Below are 15,545 nucleotides of genomic sequence, written 5' to 3'. Positions count from 1 at the left end.
TCATCCTGGAACATCCTTGCCTGCGGTCAAAAATGCGAGAATGCACCTCTACTTATATTCTCGGGAGACGGCGGCATGGTACGGATATTGACGGGAGTGACGGCAGCCTTGCTGTCGGCGGGCGTGGTGGCGGCACCGGCGACGCAGCAGCAAAGCCAGCAGATCCAGCAGATCGTGGCGGACATCTCGCCGCAGCGCATCGAAGCGCATGTGCGCAAGCTGGTCAGCTTCCAGACGCGCCATACCATGTCCGATACCGTCTCCGACACGCAAGGCATCGGCGCGGCGCGGCGCTGGATCAAGGCCGAGCTGGAGCGCTGCGGCGCGCAGGCGGGCGGGCGCCTGCAGGTGGCGTTCGACAGCCACATCGCGCCCGTGTCGAAACGCATTTCGCGGCCGACGGAAATCGTCAACGTGGTGGCCACCTTGCCGGGCAGCCAGCCGCAATCTGCCGAGCGCATTTATGTCGTCAGCGGCCATTATGATTCGCGCGCCACCGACGTGATGGATGCGAAGGGCGACGCGCCGGGCGCCAACGACGATGCCTCGGGCACGGCGGCCGTGATCGAAATGGCCTGCGTGATGGCGCGCCAGCAGTTCGACGCCACCCTGGTCTTCATGACGGTGGCGGCCGAGGAGCAGGGCTTGCTGGGTTCCGGCCACTGGGCGCAGCAGGCGAAACTGAAAAAGCTCAATATCGCCGGCATGCTCAATAACGACATCATCGGCAGCTCGCGCGCCGACGACGGCACGGTCGATGGCGGCCAGGTGCGTTTGTTTGCCGAAGGCATTCCCGCCGTCAAGGAAATGAGCGATGGCGTGCGCGCCCTGGTGGCGACGGGCGGCGAAAATGATTCCATTTCGCGCCAGCTGGCGCGCCACGTGAAGCAGGTGGGCGAGCGCTACGTGCCCGGCTTCCAGGTCAACGTCATCCAGCGCGCCGACCGCTATCTGCGCGGCGGCGACCACATGCCTTTCCTGGCGCAAGGCTATGCGGCCCTGCGCTTCACGGAACCGCATGAGGATTTTGCTCACCAGCACCAGGATGTGCGCGTGGAAAACGGTGTGCAATATGGCGATTTGCCGCAATTCGTCGATTACGGCTACGTGGCGAAAGTGGCGCGCGTGAATGCGGCTGCGCTCGCTTCGCTGGCCCTGGCGCCGGCCGCGCCGTCGCAGGTCCAGGTGCGCACGGCGCAGCTGGAAAACGCCACCACCTTGCAGTGGCAGCCGAACACGGAGCCGGACCTGGCCGGCTACCGCGTCGTCTGGCGCGCCACCACCGCCGATCAATGGCAGGGCGCGCAAGACGTGGGCAATGTCACGGAAGCCCGTTTGAACCTGTCGAAAGACAACTATTTCTTCGGCGTCCAGGCCATCGACAAGGATGGCAACGTCAGCGTGGCAACGTACCCGATGCCGCTGCGCTAGGCGCTGCCGACAGGCAATCTGGCCAGGAAGCCGTGGATCTGCGAGACCACGGCCGCGCCTTCGCCCACGGCGGCGGCCACGCGCTTGGTCGAGCCGGCGCGCACGTCGCCGATGGCGAACACGCCCGGCACGCTCGTTTCCAGCGCGGCCCGCTCCGGCAAGCCGGGCGGCGGGTAAGGTAACTGCGCAGTGTGGCCATGCGCGCGGCATTCGGCGCGCGTGACGTCGAAGCCCGTGCGGATGAAGCCCTGTTCGTCGACGGCGACGGCGCAGTCGCGCAGCCAGTCCGTGTTCGGATCGGCGCCGACAAACAGGAAGACGCGGCGCACCTTGCAATCGCATTTCTCGCCGGTGCGGTTGTTGCGCCAGCGCGCGCCCGTCAAGCCATCTTCGTCGCCTTCGAGGGCGATGATTTCCGTGTGCGTGTGCAAGGTGATGTTGGGCGTGGCCGCGATGCGGTCGATCAGATAGCTCGACATGCTGGCCGCCAGCCCCTCGCCGCGGATCACCATGTGGACCTTGGCTGCGTGGCCGGAGAGAAATACGGCCGCCTGGCCGGCCGAATTGCCGCCGCCCACCAGGATGATCTCTTCTTGCTTGCACAGCTTGGCCTCGATCGGCGAAGCCCAGTAATACACGCCCCGTCCTTCATAGGTTTTCAGGTTCGCCAGCGACGGGCGGCGGTAGCGCGCACCGCACGACAGCACCACCGTGCGGGCGCGCACCTGCGTGCCGTCGCACAAGTTGACGCGCAGCGGCCAGCTGTCGCACAGCAAGTTGGCGGCGCTGGCCGGCGTGGCGATCTCGACGCCGAATTTTTGCGCCTGCACATAGGCGCGTCCCGCCAGCGCGCGGCCGGATATCCCCGTTGGAAATCCCAGGTAGTTTTCGATGCGCGCGCTGGCGCCGGCCTGGCCGCCGTAGGCGCGCTGTTCCAGCGCCAGCACGGATAGCCCTTCCGACGCCGCATACACGGCCGTGGCCAGCCCGGCCGGACCGGCGCCCACCACCAGCACGTCGAAAATCTTGTCGCCGGACAGGTCGGGCAGCATGCCCAGGCAGCGCCCCAGTTCCGCATTGCCGGGATTTTTCATGACCTTGCCATCGGGGCATACCACCAGCGGCCATTCCTGCGGCGCGGGCTGGTAGGTTGCGGCCAGCGCGGCGGCGGCCGCATCCGTAGCCGGGTCGAGCACCGTGTGCGGGTGGCCATTGCTGGCCAAGAAACTTTGCAGCTGGAACAAATTGCCATTGCCGCGTGGCCCCACCAGCACGGGACCGCCCGAGTTGACATTGATCAGTCCGACTCTGCGCAGGATCAGCGCGCGCACGATGCGTTCGCCCAGCTCCGCTTCGGCCACGATCAGCGCGCGCAAGGATTCGGGGCTGATCACCAGCACTTCCACTTCGCCTACGGCCGCGCCGTTCACGAGGGCGGGACGGCCCGACAGCTGCGCCACTTCGGCGATGAACTGGCCCGCCACCAGTTCGCTCATCGGCGACGTCTTGCCCAGGCCTTCGTGGCGGCTGATGGCGACCTTGCCTGAAAGAATGACCAGCATGCCGAAATCGCTGCTGCCGGCCTGGAACATGCTTGCCCCGTCCGCATGCCGGGCGTGGTGGCCGAAGCGCTCCAGGCGGCGCAGTTCGGCCGCGCTGAAGACGGGCCAGATCTGGTGGCGCCGGTTCGCCAGATCCATGGCGGGCGCTTGCACGGCGTCGTCGGTGGTGCTTTCGGGAATGAATTCAGGGGGAGTGCTGGCCATGGGCTAGTCCATTGAATGAATAAGCAAATTACTAAAATAACTAATGTCACGAGTCTAGCGCATGCGCGCGCAGGGCGTGGAAAAAACCCAGGCGCACGCCCTTGCAAGGGTGGAAATCGTGCTGTCATGCGGCATTGCGCCGGGCCGGCCTGCGCGCCTTCCGGCCCTGGCGGGCGCGGGTTTTAGCCATACGCCTGCGGGCATCTCATATTAGAATGGGTCTTTCTTGAAAACACTCAAACAGACACGATGGCTTACAAGACACTGGAAGATACGATAGGCAATACCCCGCTGGTGCAGCTGACGCGCTTGCCGGGCGCCGATGCGCTGGCGCGCAACAATGTCATCCTCGGCAAGCTGGAAGGCAACAACCCGGCCGGTTCCGTGAAAGACCGTGCCGCCATGTCCATGCTCAAGCGCGCGGAAGAGCGCGGCGTCATCAAGCCAGGCGATACCCTGATCGAAGCGACCAGCGGCAACACGGGCATCGCCCTGGCGATGGCCGCCGCCTTGCGCGGCTACAAGATGCTGCTGCTGATGCCCGATAACCTCAGCGTGGAGCGGCGCCAGAGCATGGCCGCCTACGGCGCCGACATCTTGCTCACACCCAAGACGGGCGGCATGGAATATGCGCGCGACCTGGCCGAGCAGATGCAGAAGGATGGCCGCGGCATCATCCTCGACCAGTTCGCCAACGAAGACAATGCGCGCGCCCACTATGAAAGCACGGGGCCGGAAATCTGGCGCGATACGAATGGCCAGGTCACGCATTTTGTCAGCGCCATGGGCACGACGGGCACCATCATGGGCGTGTCGCGCTATCTGAAGGAGCAGAATCCCGCCATCCAGATCATCGGCGCACAGCCCGAGGAAGGCTCGCAGATTCCCGGCATCCGCAAATGGCCGGAAGCGTATCTGCCGAAAATCTATGACAAGAGCCGCGTCGACCAGGTGGAATACGTGAGCCAGGGCGTGGCCGAGCGCATGGCGCGCAGCCTGGCGGCGGAAGAAGGCTTGTTCTGCGGCATCTCGGCGGCCGGCGCCTGCGAGATCGCGCTGCGCATCTCGCAAACGGTGGAAAACGCGACCATCGTGTTTGTCGTGTGCGACCGCGGCGACCGCTATCTGTCCACCGGCGTGTTTCCTGCCTGATAGAGGACGTCCAGCGACACCTGCGGCGCGGCGCGCTGTGCGGCCTGCGATGCGCACCGGCTCGGCGTCCCCGTGCAGAGCTAGGGTGCGCTTCCTGACCACAAATGAATGCCGCTCGCTACGGTTTTGCCGGGCGTCGATACAGCTTGGAGAATAAGGCCTGGTGGAAAATATATCGGCCAGGACGGCCTGAGAACTACTGAAATACCCCCTCCCCGCGGCGGGGAGGGAAAACCTGCGCAACTGGCAGGATCAGCCTTGTGGCGTTTCGCCTTCTTTTGGCTTGAATTGCTTGTCGCTGATGCGGAATTTGTTGCGACGGTCACCCATCAGGTAACGCAGGTCGCGGATGCTCAGGTCGCTGACTTCGTGCATGCGGATCAACAGCGATGCGCCGACCGGCAGGCGGTGGTGACGGATTTTGCTGATGACGGGTGGCGCCACTTCCAGTGCGCGGGACAATGCTGCGTCGTTTTTCAGGCGCAGGTTTTCGATCAGAGTATCGAGCAATCTGTTTGGGTTGTACTGCAGCAGATCGTCGGAGTCCGAATCGCTGTTCATATCAATGCCGACTTGGTTTGTCATGATGTTATTGTTCCTTCTGTAGTTGCACTGCAAAGTAAAAAACACTCGGAGCTCGCTCTTGCTGCGTTCATGTTCATTCTTTACTAAAAGGAACGAATTCACACACGGTACGATCCGGGATACAGTTTTTCATAATATATACACAATTGTACAGCAGGATTCAATTTCAGGCTGGAAAGCACTGCAATCTTGCCTGGCACAGAATACGTGTTGTCTTGTTGCAACACCTATTTATTCTTTAATATGCTCTATGATAGAACAAAAATTGTACTTTGACAAAAGTTAAGTATAAAACCATTTTTGTATCCCGTGCCGCACAACAGGCTGGCGAACGAGGCTGGCGCGATGTTAGCGACTCCACCATAGACCTCTTTGCAGGCCGCTTCAACATCGCTTACGCTTTCTTACAAGTAATATTATAACTTTACACTGACTTTCGGTTAGCGTGCGCGCACTTGCCGGATAGCCTTGCCCAAGTCGATCACCGACATGGCATAAAAATAACTTCTGTTGTACTGAGTTATAGCAAAGAAGTTATTGGTTGCCAAGCTATACTCAGTTGCTTCCGAACCATTTTGTAAATCGATCAAGCCGAACAACATGTTTTGTGGCGGCGGCGAGACGGGGCTGACGCCGGCCGCCTGCAACTCGTCCAGCCGGTACTTGGCCTGCAAGCCCTGGCCGATGAATTTTTCCCATGCGTGGCTGGATGAAACGTTGACCGGGTAGACACTGATGGCCGGATCGTCGCGGCGCCAGCCGTGTTCGACGAGGAAATGCGCCACGCTGCCGATGGCATCCGTGGTCGAATTGCGCAGGTCGATGTGACTATCGCCATCGAAGTCCACCGCATATTTCATGATGCTGCTCGGCATGAACTGGGGCAGGCCGATGGCGCCCGCGTAGGAGCCGAGCAAGGTCAGCGGATCGATGCCATCCTTGCGCGCGAACAGCAGCGCGTTTTCCAGTTCGCCCTTGAAAAATTCCATGCGTGCCGCGCGCGTCGGGCTTTCCGGATAGGAAAATGCCAAGGTGGTCAGCGCGTCGAGCACGCGGAAGCGCCCTGTGTTGCGGCCATACACGGTTTCCACGCCGATGATGCCGACGATAATCTCGGCCGGCACGCCATACTCGCGTTCGGCGCGCTCCAGCGCTTGCGCATTTTCTTCCCAGAATTTCACGCCCGCATTGATGCGCACCGGCTCGATGAAGCGGGCGCTGTAGGCTTGCCAGTTCTTCGGCTTGCCGGGCGGCGCCGGTTTCATCAGCTGCACCGTCGATTCCACATAGCGCACCTTGCCGATCAGCGTGTCGAGCTCGGCACGGTCAAAGCCATGCTTGGCGGACATGTCGTCGAGGAAGGCGCGGACCTCTTTCCAGTTGGCATAGTCGACAAACTCGCCTTCGAAGTCGAACTTCGCCGGCGCTTTCTTTGTGGCAGGTTTGCCGGCAGCGTTCTTCACGGGCTGGGCCTTGGCCGCGCGCACGGCCTTGGCACGGTCGGCGGCCGAAATATTGCTGTTTTCGCCGGCATGCACGTTGGCAAGGCACAGGGGAAGGGAGAGCAGCAGGGACAGGGCGGGGTATTTGATCGGTAACAAGGAGCGTCTCATCGGCATTGGGTTAACAGGCGGCGCAAGCTGCGCCGCGCGCGGAGGTGGTCGTCTGGGCTGGCATTACCATACTTCATCGCGGCATAGATTGCCAGAAAGCGTGCGATGGCGGCGTGCGCCTCGGGCGTGGCCGTGCCCGCCGCCAGCCGGGCAGCATAACCGTGCGGGCCTTCGTGTGGCGCACGGCTGTAGCCGCGCCGTGCCTGCAGGCGGCAAAAGCGGGCATACAGGCGGTCGAGCGGATCGCCGGGCCGGTGCCGGGTCCGGTACACGAGGCCGCCAGCCAGCGCGGCGGCCAGGGCCAGCACGGCACAGGCCAGCGCGATGCTGTTCGCCGGCAGGCTGCGCAAGCCATCGAGCATGGCGCGCTGGCGCTGCGGCGTGGCATCGAGCACCCAGTTGTTCCACGCGTGCTGGGCCTGCTGCCACTGCTGCTGCCAGGCAGCGATGGCGCCGCCGCTGCCGCCGTCGAGTCCCACCAGCGCGCGCCAGGCGGTCAATGGCGACGGCACGGGCGCGGGCGGCAGGGCGGAATCGAGGTTGCGCTGCGTGCGCAAGGGCGCCACGGCGCTGGTGGGGTCGATGCGCACCCAGCCCTGGCCGGCCAGCCACACTTCGCTCCAGGCGTGGGCATCGGACTGGCGCACCGTCAGGCTGGCGCCGTCGCCCGCTGCTGCGGCGCCGCGCGTGCCGCCCTGGTAGCCGGTGACGACGCGCGCGGGAATGCCCATGGCGCGCATCAGCACGACGAAGCTGCCCGCGTAATGCTCGCAAAAGCCCGCCTGCGTGCCAAACAGGAAGGCATCGACGTTATTCTCCTTGTCCAGCAGCGGCGGCTGCAAGGTGTAGCGGAACGGCGCGCGGCGGAAGTGGTCGAGCACGGCGGCGATGGCCGCCTGCGGTGCCAGCGCCTGCGCGCCGCTGCCGCGCAGGGCGCGGGCCCAGGCCACGCTGCGCGGGTTACTGTCGGCGGGCAAGGACAGCCATGGCTGCCGTTGCGCCGGCGACAGACCCGCCTGCAAGCGGTAGCGCGGCATGGAACTGGCGCGGTAACGCACGGTCGAAGTAATAGGCTGCACTGTCAGCACTTCCAGGGCGGGCGAGACGACATACGGGTTGCCGGGCAGGCGTTCGATGCTGCGCGGCACGTCGAGCACGAAGATGCGGCGCTGGCCGCTGGGCTGCAAGGTCACTTCATAATTGCTGGGGCTGCCGTCGAGCGCGATGTCGATCTTGCCGTTGATGGCCCGCTGGCGCTGGCCGGGGGCGGCGCCGCTGCGCGTCCAGGTGCTGCCGTCGTAGTCGCCCAGCACCACGCCGCGCCAATACAGCTGGTCTTGCGGCGGGATCGGCGTGCTGAAGCGGGCTGTAAAGACGGGTTCGCCCGACAGGGCCAGCGAGGCGATGGCGCCCGGCTGCATGCTGTCCGACAAACCCGTGCGCGCCTGCGTGCCATCCTGCGCCTTGCCCCACAAGGGCGCGTCGAGGCGTGGCACGAAGATGAACATCAGGGCGGCCAGAGGCATGGCCAGCGCCAGCATGCGGCCCAGCAAGCGCAGTCTTTGCGCCAGGCGCGGCTGCATGGCGCCGTACTGGGCCGACAGCAGGGCGGCCAGCAGGACGATGACGGTCGCCAGCATCCAGGCGGCGCTGAGGATGCCTTGCGTATGGAAAAAATTGGCCAGCAGGAGGAAAAAACTCAGGAAAACAAATACGAAGACGTCGCGCCGGCCGTGCATTTCCAGCGATTTCAAGGCCAGCAGCAAGACCAGCATGGCGACGCCGGGATCGCGCCCTAACAGGGTGCCGTAGCTGGCGTAAACGCCGGCAATACCCAGCAGCGCCAGCGGCAGGAGCAGGACGAGTCGCGGCTGGCGCTGGCCGCGCACGGTGATGCTGGCGCGCCACAGCAAGGGGGCGGCAGCGGCCATGGACAGCCACCACGGCAGGTGCAGCGCGTGCGGCGCCAGCACCATGGCGGCCGCCAACAGGAGCAGCAGGATGTCGGCCTTGTCACGTGGCAAGTTGCGCAGCCGGCCCATCATGGCGCCGCCTGCGTGGTCTGCGTGGCCTGCGCGGCATGAGTTGTCCGGTTTGTCTGCGCCGCTGGGCTTGGCTGTGCCGCTTGCGCTGGCTCTGCCGACTCTGCCGGCTGAGCTGCCTGGGCTGTTGCCTGCGCCGTTGCCAGTGCTGTTGCCAGTGCTGTTGCCAGTGCAGTTGTCTGCGCTGTTGCCTGCGCCGTTGCCAGTGCCGGTGTCTGCGCTGTTGCCTGCGCCGTTGCCAGTGCCGGTGTCTGCGCTGTTGCCAGTGCTGTTGTCAGTGCAGTTGCCAATGCGGTCCCCATTGCAGTTGTCTGCATGGTGGCTGCTGCCGTCTGCCGTGCCGTCTCATGCGCGCTTGCCTGCGTGCCTGCCTGCTCCTGCGGCAAGCCATGCAGGGCCAGCGCCCGCAGGCAGGCGTCGCGGTGGCTGGCGCCCAGGCCAGGGGCGATGGTCAGCGGGCCCAGGCGCAAGCCATATGGCACGCTGCCGCGTTCCGCTGCCAGCACCCAGGCGGCCAGGCGCGACAAGCGCGCTTCCGGCGCCAGGGCGTGCAGGGTGGCATGGTCGAGCATGACCTGGCCAGGGGTGGCGCCCGTGCGCGCATCGGCGGCAGGCTGGAAATGTTTGCTGAACACGTGTTCGCCGTCATGGCGGGCGATCTGGCGCCAGGCCAGCCGCTGCAGCGGATCGCCGGGCTGGTAGGCGCGCACGCCGGCCAGTTCCAGCGCGCCATCGGCCGCGGCAGGCTGCCGGGCCGGGTGTGCCATGCCGGCGTGTACGTGTACGGGCAGGGGCGGCGCGTCCTGTTCCGGGGGCGGATACACGAGCACGCGCGCTTCCGGTTGCCAATGGCACCAGTCATAAAACAGGCCCAGTGGAAAGCTGCTGGACAGGCGCACGGCTGGCGCGTGCAGCCAGCCCCGCTGCCGCGCCGTCAGGCCGATGGCGACGGTGGTTTCCCCGTGGGCGACGATGTCGGCCAGCTTCGGTGCCGCAGGCGCGCTGGCGGCGGCCGTCGCGCCCAGGTGGATAGCATGGCGCGGGCGGGCGCTGCGGTTAATCAGGCGCAAGTGGAAGAACGCCTGGCTGCCCGCAAACACGGGCTGGCCCGGCGTGGCCGCCAGGGCCAGTCCGGCCAGGTTGCGACTGGCAAACAGCATGTCGGCGATGGCGCAGGCCGCGGCCAAATACGTCAGCGCGTAGCCCAGGCCCAGGTGGTAATTGACGGCGGCGATCCACAGCGCCAGCAGCAGCGCGGCAAAAGCCAGTCCCGCGCGCGAAGGACGGATGTGCACGCGCTGCGCGCCCAGCCACGGGCGCGCCGGCAGCCATGGGCGGCTGCGCGCACGCATGCCGCCGGCATGCTTGCCGCCTGGGTCTTTACCGCCGTGAAGTTTGCCGCCAGGATGCATGCCGTTCACACGGGGATGGTCAGCAGCAGTTGCCGCAGCAGCGTGCGGCTGTCCGTGCTGCCTTGCGCCGCATGCAGGCGGTGGGCGCAGACAGGCAAGAGCACGGCTTGCACATCGTCGGGCGTGACATGGTCGCGGCCTTCGAGGGCGGCCCAGGCGCGCGCCGCCTGCAGCAGGGCCAGCGCGGCGCGGGGGCTGAGGCCGTCGGCAAACACGCCCGGCGCGCGCGTGGCGTGCACCAGCGCCAGTACGTAATCGACCACGGCGGCCGATGCATGGATGCTGCGCAAGCCCGCCTGCGCCCGCAGCAGTTCATCGCCATCCATCACGGCCGGCAAGGTATCGAGCATGGCGCGGCGCTCGGCGCCCAGCAGCAGCGCCCGTTCGGCGGCCGGGTCCGGGTAGCCGAGGGTGACGCACATGAGAAAGCGGTCGAGCTGCGATTCGGGCAGGGGAAAGGTGCCCAGCTGGTGCGCGCAGTTTTGCGTGGCGATGACGAAAAACGGCTGCGGCAGGGCGCGCGTGACGCCGTCGAGCGTCACTTGCCGCTCTTCCATCGCTTCGAGCAAGCCCGATTGCGTCTTCGGCGTGGCGCGGTTGATCTCGTCGGCCAGCAGCACTTGCGTAAACAGGGGGCCGGGGTGGAAGATGAAACTGCCGCTGCCCCGGTCATACACGCTCATGCCGGCCACGTCGGCGGGCAGCAGGTCGCTGGTAAATTGCTGGCGTTTCCATTGCAGGCCCAGCGAGATGGCCAGCGCGTGGGCCAGGGTGGTCTTGCCGACGCCGGGCACATCCTCGATCAGCAGGTGGCCGCCGGCCAGTACGCAGGCCAGGGTCTGGCGGATCTGCAAGTCTTTGCCGACGAGAACTTCGCCGATCTGGTGTGCGGCCTGGTGTATTTTCGAAAACATGCTATTTCTATCACAGTAAGTCGGATTATTTAATTTACAATCGCTTTGGCCAGGTCAAACCGCGCCGCCCGCCCGCATGGCGCACGTGGTAGATTAGGGTGGAAGCAAGGGCGGCACAGACCAGCCAATGATTTTATGCGAGAACGCGCCAGGCAGGCGGGAATGCGATGCGGCATTCCCGTCTGCACACCGTGCGGACAGAGAATGGACAGAGACAGAGGTAACCAGTACAGCGCATGAGCACAGCCATTTATACCCATCCCGATTGCCAGCGCCACGAAATGGGCGACTGGCATCCCGAATCGCCGGCCCGCCTGCAGGCCATCAATGATCAGCTGATCCTCGCGCACATCAGCGACCTGGTCGAGCACCGCGACGGCGTGCGCGCGCAATTGTCCGATATCGAGCGCAACCACAGCGCCACGGCCATCGGCCTGGTGCGCGACAATGTGCCGCCGGTGGGCGACTATTACCCGCTCGACGGCGACACCCTGCTCAACGCGCACAGCTACAACGCGGCGCTGGCGGCGGCCGGCTCGGCCGTGGCCGCCACGGACGCCGTCATCGATGGCGAGATCAGCAACGCCTTCTGCTCGATCCGCCCGCCCGGCCACCATGCGCGGCCCAGCGAACCGATGGGATTCTGCCTGTTCAATAACGTCGCCATCGCCGCCAAGCATGCGCTCGACGTGCGCGGGCTCGAGCGCGTAGCCATCGTCGATTTCGATGTGCATCACGGCAATGGCACGGCCGAATCCGTGGCGCACGATCCGCGCATCCTGATGGTCAGCTTTTTCCAGCACCCGTTTTATCCGTACAGCGATGTGGAATCGTATACGGACACGCGCGTCAACGTGCCCGTGCCGGCCCGCTCGAAAGGCGATGCCGTGCGCCAGCTCGTGCTCGACCACTGGCTGCCCGCGCTGCACCGCCAGCGGCCGCAGATGATCTTCATTTCCGCCGGCTTCGATGCCCACCGTGAAGACGACGTGGGCGGCATGGGCCTGGTGGAGTCCGACTATGCGTGGCTGACGCAGCAGATGATGGCGGTGGCCAATCAGTATGGCAAGGGGCGTATCGTCAGCTGCCTGGAGGGGGGCTACAACCTGTCGTCGCTGGGCCGCAGCGTGGCTGCGCACGTGAAGGCGCTGGCGGAGCTGTAGTCATGGAACGCTGATTACAGCAGGCTCGGGCGGCTGCGCGAATTGGTGTGGCGATGGGTCTGGTAATCGAGCGCGTTGCCGGCCATGAAGCGGCGCCAGGCTTGCGTGTAGACGGCGGCGGATTTTTCCGCGTCGAAACTTTCGAGCTGCAGCATGTCGCGGTGGTGCTTGATTTCATTGACCAGCTGGTCGTACAGCATCTGCAAGCCGTAGCTGTCGGCGCTCTGGCGTTTCAGGCGCTCTTCCAGTTGCGTGATGTGCAGCTGCAATTGCCGGCATTCCTTCTTCAACTGCGGCACGCTGCCACTGCGCGGCGCGCGCTTGGGCCGGGCGCCCTTGCAGCCGCTAGGCCGCAGGCCGGCAGGCTCCGGCCGCACCGCTGGTGCCATGCCAGTCTGTTCCGTCGTCATATCGCACTTTCCCTTGCCTATCTTCCCGGCAAGGCGCTGCCTGCCTGGAAAATAATTGCTTTTCATTTAAGAGGCGATATTAAAGCACATAAAGCACAGCTTTTATTGCTTTAAGTAAATTAAAGAATCCACGCGGAAAGATTTTGTGGTTTTTCCGCGCCACCATGGCGCGGTATTCCTGACTTACTGGGCGTGGGCGGGGGCGGGCGCCGGTGGCGCGGCGTTGGCGAGGGTGCTGCCGTCGGCATAGGTGAGGGTCAGCAGCGTGTCGTTGTCCCAGCTGCCGTCATGCAGGGGCGGCACATAGCGCAGGCGGTCGTCGGTGATGCGGATGTCCGCCGTGCGCCCGCCCGAAGTGGCGCGCACGGCAGCGAGCGCGCGGAAGGTGGGGAAGGGCACGTGGATCAGCGACGAATGGCACGGCCCGCCCGCCATGCGGAACAGGTTGCGGCGGACAAACGACAGCCGGTCCTGTTCCACCGCCCAGCGGATTTCGCATTCCAGGCGCAAATCGCCCAGCCGGCGCACATTGGCTGGCAAGCCCGGCGTATGGATGTCGGCGCGCCAGCGCAGGGTATCGCGCTTCTTGTTGCTGACCAGGTCGGCATTCGCATCGTAGGCCGTTTTGTCGCGCGCCAGCTGGAAGCTGCCGTTCGCCGCCAGCGGGATCGGAATCGACAGATTGTCCGCTTCCAGGTGCAAGGTCACGCCATCGAGCCTGCCCGATGGCGTGGCCGGGATCAGCATGAAGCGCAGCGGCGCGTCGGGCGCCAGGCGCAGGTGGTCGGCATACGCGTCGACGCCCTTGAGCATGGTGCGGTAGGAGCGCAGTTCGGGATCGCGCGTGCTTTGCACATCGACCACCTGGGCAATCTCGTCTTGTGCCGGCTCGCCTGGCGGCGCGGGCTGCTCCTGTGCCAGGGCAGGCGTCAGGCAGGCGGCGAGGGCGGCGGCAAGGGCGATGCGGGACAAATGCATGGGAAGGGCCAGGTAAGCGTTGCAGGGGAAGCGTGCCGTGCAGGAAAACGGATGCCGGATATTATCATTCATGTAACTGCCAAATTATCACCAATTGTCTCGTTCGTGTCGCACGCCAGCCATTGCAGCTAGTAAACGGGACGCTGTGGCGGCAACCACGTAAAATAGCGGATTGACTGAACGATTTTGAAGGCAAGAGCATGGCGATACAATGGTACCCGGGACACATGAACGCGGCCCGCAAGAAAGCGGCCGAGACCATGGAAAACACCGATCTGGTGATTGAAGTGGTGGACGCGCGCCTGCCGGCAGCCAGCTGCAATCCCATGGTGGACGAGCTGCGCCTGTTCCGCCAGCGCCCCTGCCTGAAAATCCTCAACAAGACCGACCTGGCCGACCCGGCCGCCACGGCCGCCTGGGTGGCGTATTTCAATGCCCAGGAAGGCGTGACCGCGTACGCGATGACGACCAAGAAACCGGGCGACGTGGCGCGCATTCCGGAACTGGCCAAGTCGCTGGCGCCGCACCGCGGCGTGCCGACGAAGCCGCTGCGCATCATGATCATGGGCATCCCCAACGTGGGCAAGTCGACCCTGATGAATGCGCTGCTGAAAAAGCGCGTGGCGAAAGTGGGCGACGAGCCGGCCGTGACAAAAATGCAGCAAAAGCTGTACCTGGACAAGAACACCATCCTGGTCGATACGCCCGGCATGCTGTGGCCGAAGATCGCCATCCCCAGCGACGGCCTGATGCTGGCGGCCAGCCACGCCATCGGCTCGAACGCGCTGATCGAAGAAGAAGTGGCCGTGTTCCTGGCCGAGGAATTGCTCAAGCGCTACCCGGACTTGCTGGCTGCCCGCTACGGCACCAAGGTCGATGAAGTCGACGCCATCGGCGTGGTCGAAGGCATCGCCGCCAAGCGCGGTTTCCGCATCAAGGGCGGCGATTACGATTTCGAGAAAGCCTCGCACACCCTGCTGCTCGACTACCGCAGCGGCATCCTGGGACGCATCTCGCTGGAAACGCCGGACACGCGCGCCGCCCTGCTGGCCCAGCACGCGGCCGAGATGGCGGAAAAAGCGGCGAAGGCGGCGGAGATCGCAGCCGAGAAGGCGAAAAATGCGGCGCGCGGCAAGCGCGGCACGTAACTAAAAAAGCCGCTAGTTAGCGGCTTTTTTTAACCCAACAGCGACGACCGGGGTCGGATCCTCAGGGACTCGGTGTCCCCGTCCGACCCCGGCATTTTCGCCGTGGAGGTTTATGTTGCCGCCTTAGCCAAACCTGAAACTCGTCACCGCCAGCGCCCCAAAGAAATCCTCCTCGTGGTACACCACCTGCGCCGCTTCCTGTTCGGCGGCGCCCAGCGCCACCATCAGCGGCAGCAAGTGGTCTTCCTGCGGATGGGCCTGGCGCGCGCCCGGCGCCTGGTCCCAGGCCAGCAATTGCGCCAGCCGTTGCGCCGGCGGCAGGGCCATGGTCTGGCGCAGCCAGGCGTCGAAATGGTGCGAGGCGGCGGCGCCCGCCTGGCCGAACTGGCGCAGATTATGGTACGACAGGCCGCTGCCCAGTATCAGCACGCCCTGGCGGCGCAGGCTGGCCAGCGCGCGGCCCACCTCGACGTGGGCGAGCGGATCGTAGCCGTGTTTCAGCGACAATTGCACCAGCGGCACGTCCGCCTGCGGGTAGATGGGGAACAGGGCGCTGAAGGTGCCGTGGTCGAAGCCCCGCTCATGGTCCAGGCGCGCCGGGTGGCCGGCAGCATCCAGCAACTGTTTCACTTGCGTCGCCAGGTCCGGCGCGCCAGGCGCCGGGTACTGGATTTGATAGGTGTGCGGCGGAAAGCCCGAATAATCGTAGATCATGCCCGGGCGCGGGCTGGCCGAAACGAGAAACTGCGGCCCTTCCCAGTGCGCCGTCACCACCAGCACGGCTTTCGGGCGCGCGCCGATCTGGCGCGGGATATCCTGCAAGGACGCTTCGAGCACGTCGTAGCGGCCGCCGAACTGTTCTTTCATGAACGGCCACGGGCCGCCGCCGTGCGACAGGAAGTAAGTGGGGAAGGTGTGCTCTTGCATGGCG

General features: G+C 65.0%; 13 protein-coding genes. 4 read left to right on the top strand and 9 right to left on the bottom strand.

Annotated elements, in window-relative coordinates:
- Nucleotides 1-75 precede the first annotated feature (75 nt).
- Nucleotides 76-1,431 carry a M20/M25/M40 family metallo-hydrolase gene (locus ACQ4WR_RS07340; RefSeq protein WP_102298469.1) on the top strand — a complete coding sequence of 452 codons (1,356 nt, stop codon included), beginning with the start codon at nucleotides 76-78 and terminating at the stop codon, nucleotides 1,429-1,431.
- Here ACQ4WR_RS07340 and ACQ4WR_RS07335 read toward each other — a convergent pair.
- On the bottom strand, nucleotides 1,428-3,197 hold the full coding sequence (locus ACQ4WR_RS07335; protein WP_436486323.1) for an FAD-dependent oxidoreductase: 1,770 nt from the start codon (nucleotides 3,195-3,197) through the stop codon (nucleotides 1,428-1,430). The two genes, ACQ4WR_RS07340 and ACQ4WR_RS07335, sit on opposite strands and share 4 nt — an antisense overlap.
- Nucleotides 3,198-3,446: 249 nt before the next feature.
- Here ACQ4WR_RS07335 and cysM point away from each other — a divergent pair, with 249 nt between their 5' ends.
- Nucleotides 3,447-4,349, top strand: coding sequence for a cysteine synthase CysM (gene cysM / locus ACQ4WR_RS07330; protein WP_099400966.1), 903 nt, complete (start codon nucleotides 3,447-3,449; stop codon nucleotides 4,347-4,349).
- 252 nt (nucleotides 4,350-4,601) lie between these two features.
- Here the strand turns inward: cysM and ACQ4WR_RS07325 are convergent, their stop codons facing one another.
- The 5 genes from ACQ4WR_RS07325 to ACQ4WR_RS07305 all read right to left on the bottom strand — a co-directional run bounded on the left by ACQ4WR_RS07325 (nucleotide 4,602) and on the right by ACQ4WR_RS07305 (nucleotide 10,915).
- The gene (locus tag ACQ4WR_RS07325) at nucleotides 4,602-4,934 is read right to left on the bottom strand and encodes a hypothetical protein (RefSeq protein WP_034751784.1); all 333 of its coding nucleotides are present in this window, start codon (nucleotides 4,932-4,934) and stop codon (nucleotides 4,602-4,604) included.
- Nucleotides 4,935-5,374: 440 nt separating this feature from the next.
- Complete coding sequence (gene mltB / locus ACQ4WR_RS07320) at nucleotides 5,375-6,535, bottom strand: lytic murein transglycosylase B (protein WP_436486321.1); 1,161 nt, start codon at nucleotides 6,533-6,535, stop codon at nucleotides 5,375-5,377.
- An 8-nt stretch (nucleotides 6,536-6,543) separates the two neighbouring features.
- Nucleotides 6,544-8,592: a transglutaminase TgpA family protein gene (locus ACQ4WR_RS07315; RefSeq protein ID WP_436486320.1), complete on the bottom strand. Its 2,049-nt coding sequence runs from the start codon at nucleotides 8,590-8,592 to the stop codon at nucleotides 6,544-6,546.
- Nucleotides 8,589-9,941, bottom strand: coding sequence for a DUF58 domain-containing protein (locus tag ACQ4WR_RS07310; RefSeq protein WP_436486318.1), 1,353 nt, complete (start codon nucleotides 9,939-9,941; stop codon nucleotides 8,589-8,591). Before ACQ4WR_RS07310 ends, ACQ4WR_RS07315 begins: the two co-directional genes overlap by 4 nt.
- Before the next feature lie 65 nt (nucleotides 9,942-10,006).
- The gene (locus ACQ4WR_RS07305) at nucleotides 10,007-10,915 is read right to left on the bottom strand and encodes an AAA family ATPase (RefSeq protein ID WP_436486316.1); all 909 of its coding nucleotides are present in this window, start codon (nucleotides 10,913-10,915) and stop codon (nucleotides 10,007-10,009) included.
- Between the two features lie 236 nt (nucleotides 10,916-11,151).
- Between ACQ4WR_RS07305 and ACQ4WR_RS07300 the strand changes: the two genes are divergently transcribed.
- On the top strand, nucleotides 11,152-12,078 hold the full coding sequence (locus tag ACQ4WR_RS07300; protein WP_436486314.1) for a histone deacetylase family protein: 927 nt from the start codon (nucleotides 11,152-11,154) through the stop codon (nucleotides 12,076-12,078).
- Between the two features lie 14 nt (nucleotides 12,079-12,092).
- Here the strand turns inward: ACQ4WR_RS07300 and ACQ4WR_RS07295 are convergent, their stop codons facing one another.
- Nucleotides 12,093-12,488: a hypothetical protein gene (locus tag ACQ4WR_RS07295; protein ID WP_102298539.1), complete on the bottom strand. Its 396-nt coding sequence runs from the start codon at nucleotides 12,486-12,488 to the stop codon at nucleotides 12,093-12,095.
- Between the two features lie 183 nt (nucleotides 12,489-12,671).
- Nucleotides 12,672-13,538 carry a hypothetical protein gene (locus ACQ4WR_RS07290; RefSeq protein WP_436486312.1) on the bottom strand — a complete coding sequence of 289 codons (867 nt, stop codon included), beginning with the start codon at nucleotides 13,536-13,538 and terminating at the stop codon, nucleotides 12,672-12,674.
- A gap of 155 nt (nucleotides 13,539-13,693) precedes the next feature.
- Between ACQ4WR_RS07290 and ylqF the strand changes: the two genes are divergently transcribed.
- Nucleotides 13,694-14,614, top strand: a complete 921-nt coding sequence (gene ylqF / locus ACQ4WR_RS07285; RefSeq protein ID WP_374755278.1) for a ribosome biogenesis GTPase YlqF — start codon at nucleotides 13,694-13,696, stop codon at nucleotides 14,612-14,614.
- Between the two features lie 123 nt (nucleotides 14,615-14,737).
- Here the strand turns inward: ylqF and ACQ4WR_RS07280 are convergent, their stop codons facing one another.
- Nucleotides 14,738-15,541 (bottom strand): DODA-type extradiol aromatic ring-opening family dioxygenase, encoded by an 804-nt coding sequence (locus tag ACQ4WR_RS07280; RefSeq protein WP_436486310.1) that lies wholly within the window; start codon nucleotides 15,539-15,541, stop codon nucleotides 14,738-14,740.
- Nucleotides 15,542-15,545 lie beyond the last annotated feature (4 nt).

Source organism: Janthinobacterium amylolyticum (assembly GCF_051380655.1).
GTDB lineage: Bacteria > Pseudomonadota > Gammaproteobacteria > Burkholderiales > Burkholderiaceae_D > Janthinobacterium.
The sequence above is the reverse complement of the archived record's forward strand: the minus strand, read 5'-3'. Positions and strand labels throughout refer to the sequence as shown.

Coding starts and splice junctions, on each gene's coding strand:
- ACQ4WR_RS07310 (WP_436486318.1), bottom strand. CDS start 9,941: ATGCGTGCGCGCAGCCGCCCATGGCTGCCGGCGCGCCCGTGGCTGGGC.
- ACQ4WR_RS07340 (WP_102298469.1), top strand. CDS start 76: ATGGTACGGATATTGACGGGAGTGACGGCAGCCTTGCTGTCGGCGGGC.
- ACQ4WR_RS07325 (WP_034751784.1), bottom strand. CDS start 4,934: ATGACAAACCAAGTCGGCATTGATATGAACAGCGATTCGGACTCCGAC.
- cysM (WP_099400966.1), top strand. CDS start 3,447: ATGGCTTACAAGACACTGGAAGATACGATAGGCAATACCCCGCTGGTG.
- ylqF (WP_374755278.1), top strand. CDS start 13,694: ATGAACGCGGCCCGCAAGAAAGCGGCCGAGACCATGGAAAACACCGAT.
- ACQ4WR_RS07305 (WP_436486316.1), bottom strand. CDS start 10,915: ATGTTTTCGAAAATACACCAGGCCGCACACCAGATCGGCGAAGTTCTC.
- ACQ4WR_RS07315 (WP_436486320.1), bottom strand. CDS start 8,592: ATGATGGGCCGGCTGCGCAACTTGCCACGTGACAAGGCCGACATCCTG.
- ACQ4WR_RS07295 (WP_102298539.1), bottom strand. CDS start 12,488: ATGACGACGGAACAGACTGGCATGGCACCAGCGGTGCGGCCGGAGCCT.
- ACQ4WR_RS07335 (WP_436486323.1), bottom strand. CDS start 3,197: ATGGCCAGCACTCCCCCTGAATTCATTCCCGAAAGCACCACCGACGAC.
- ACQ4WR_RS07280 (WP_436486310.1), bottom strand. CDS start 15,541: ATGCAAGAGCACACCTTCCCCACTTACTTCCTGTCGCACGGCGGCGGC.
- ACQ4WR_RS07300 (WP_436486314.1), top strand. CDS start 11,152: ATGAGCACAGCCATTTATACCCATCCCGATTGCCAGCGCCACGAAATG.
- ACQ4WR_RS07290 (WP_436486312.1), bottom strand. CDS start 13,538: ATGAATGATAATATCCGGCATCCGTTTTCCTGCACGGCACGCTTCCCC.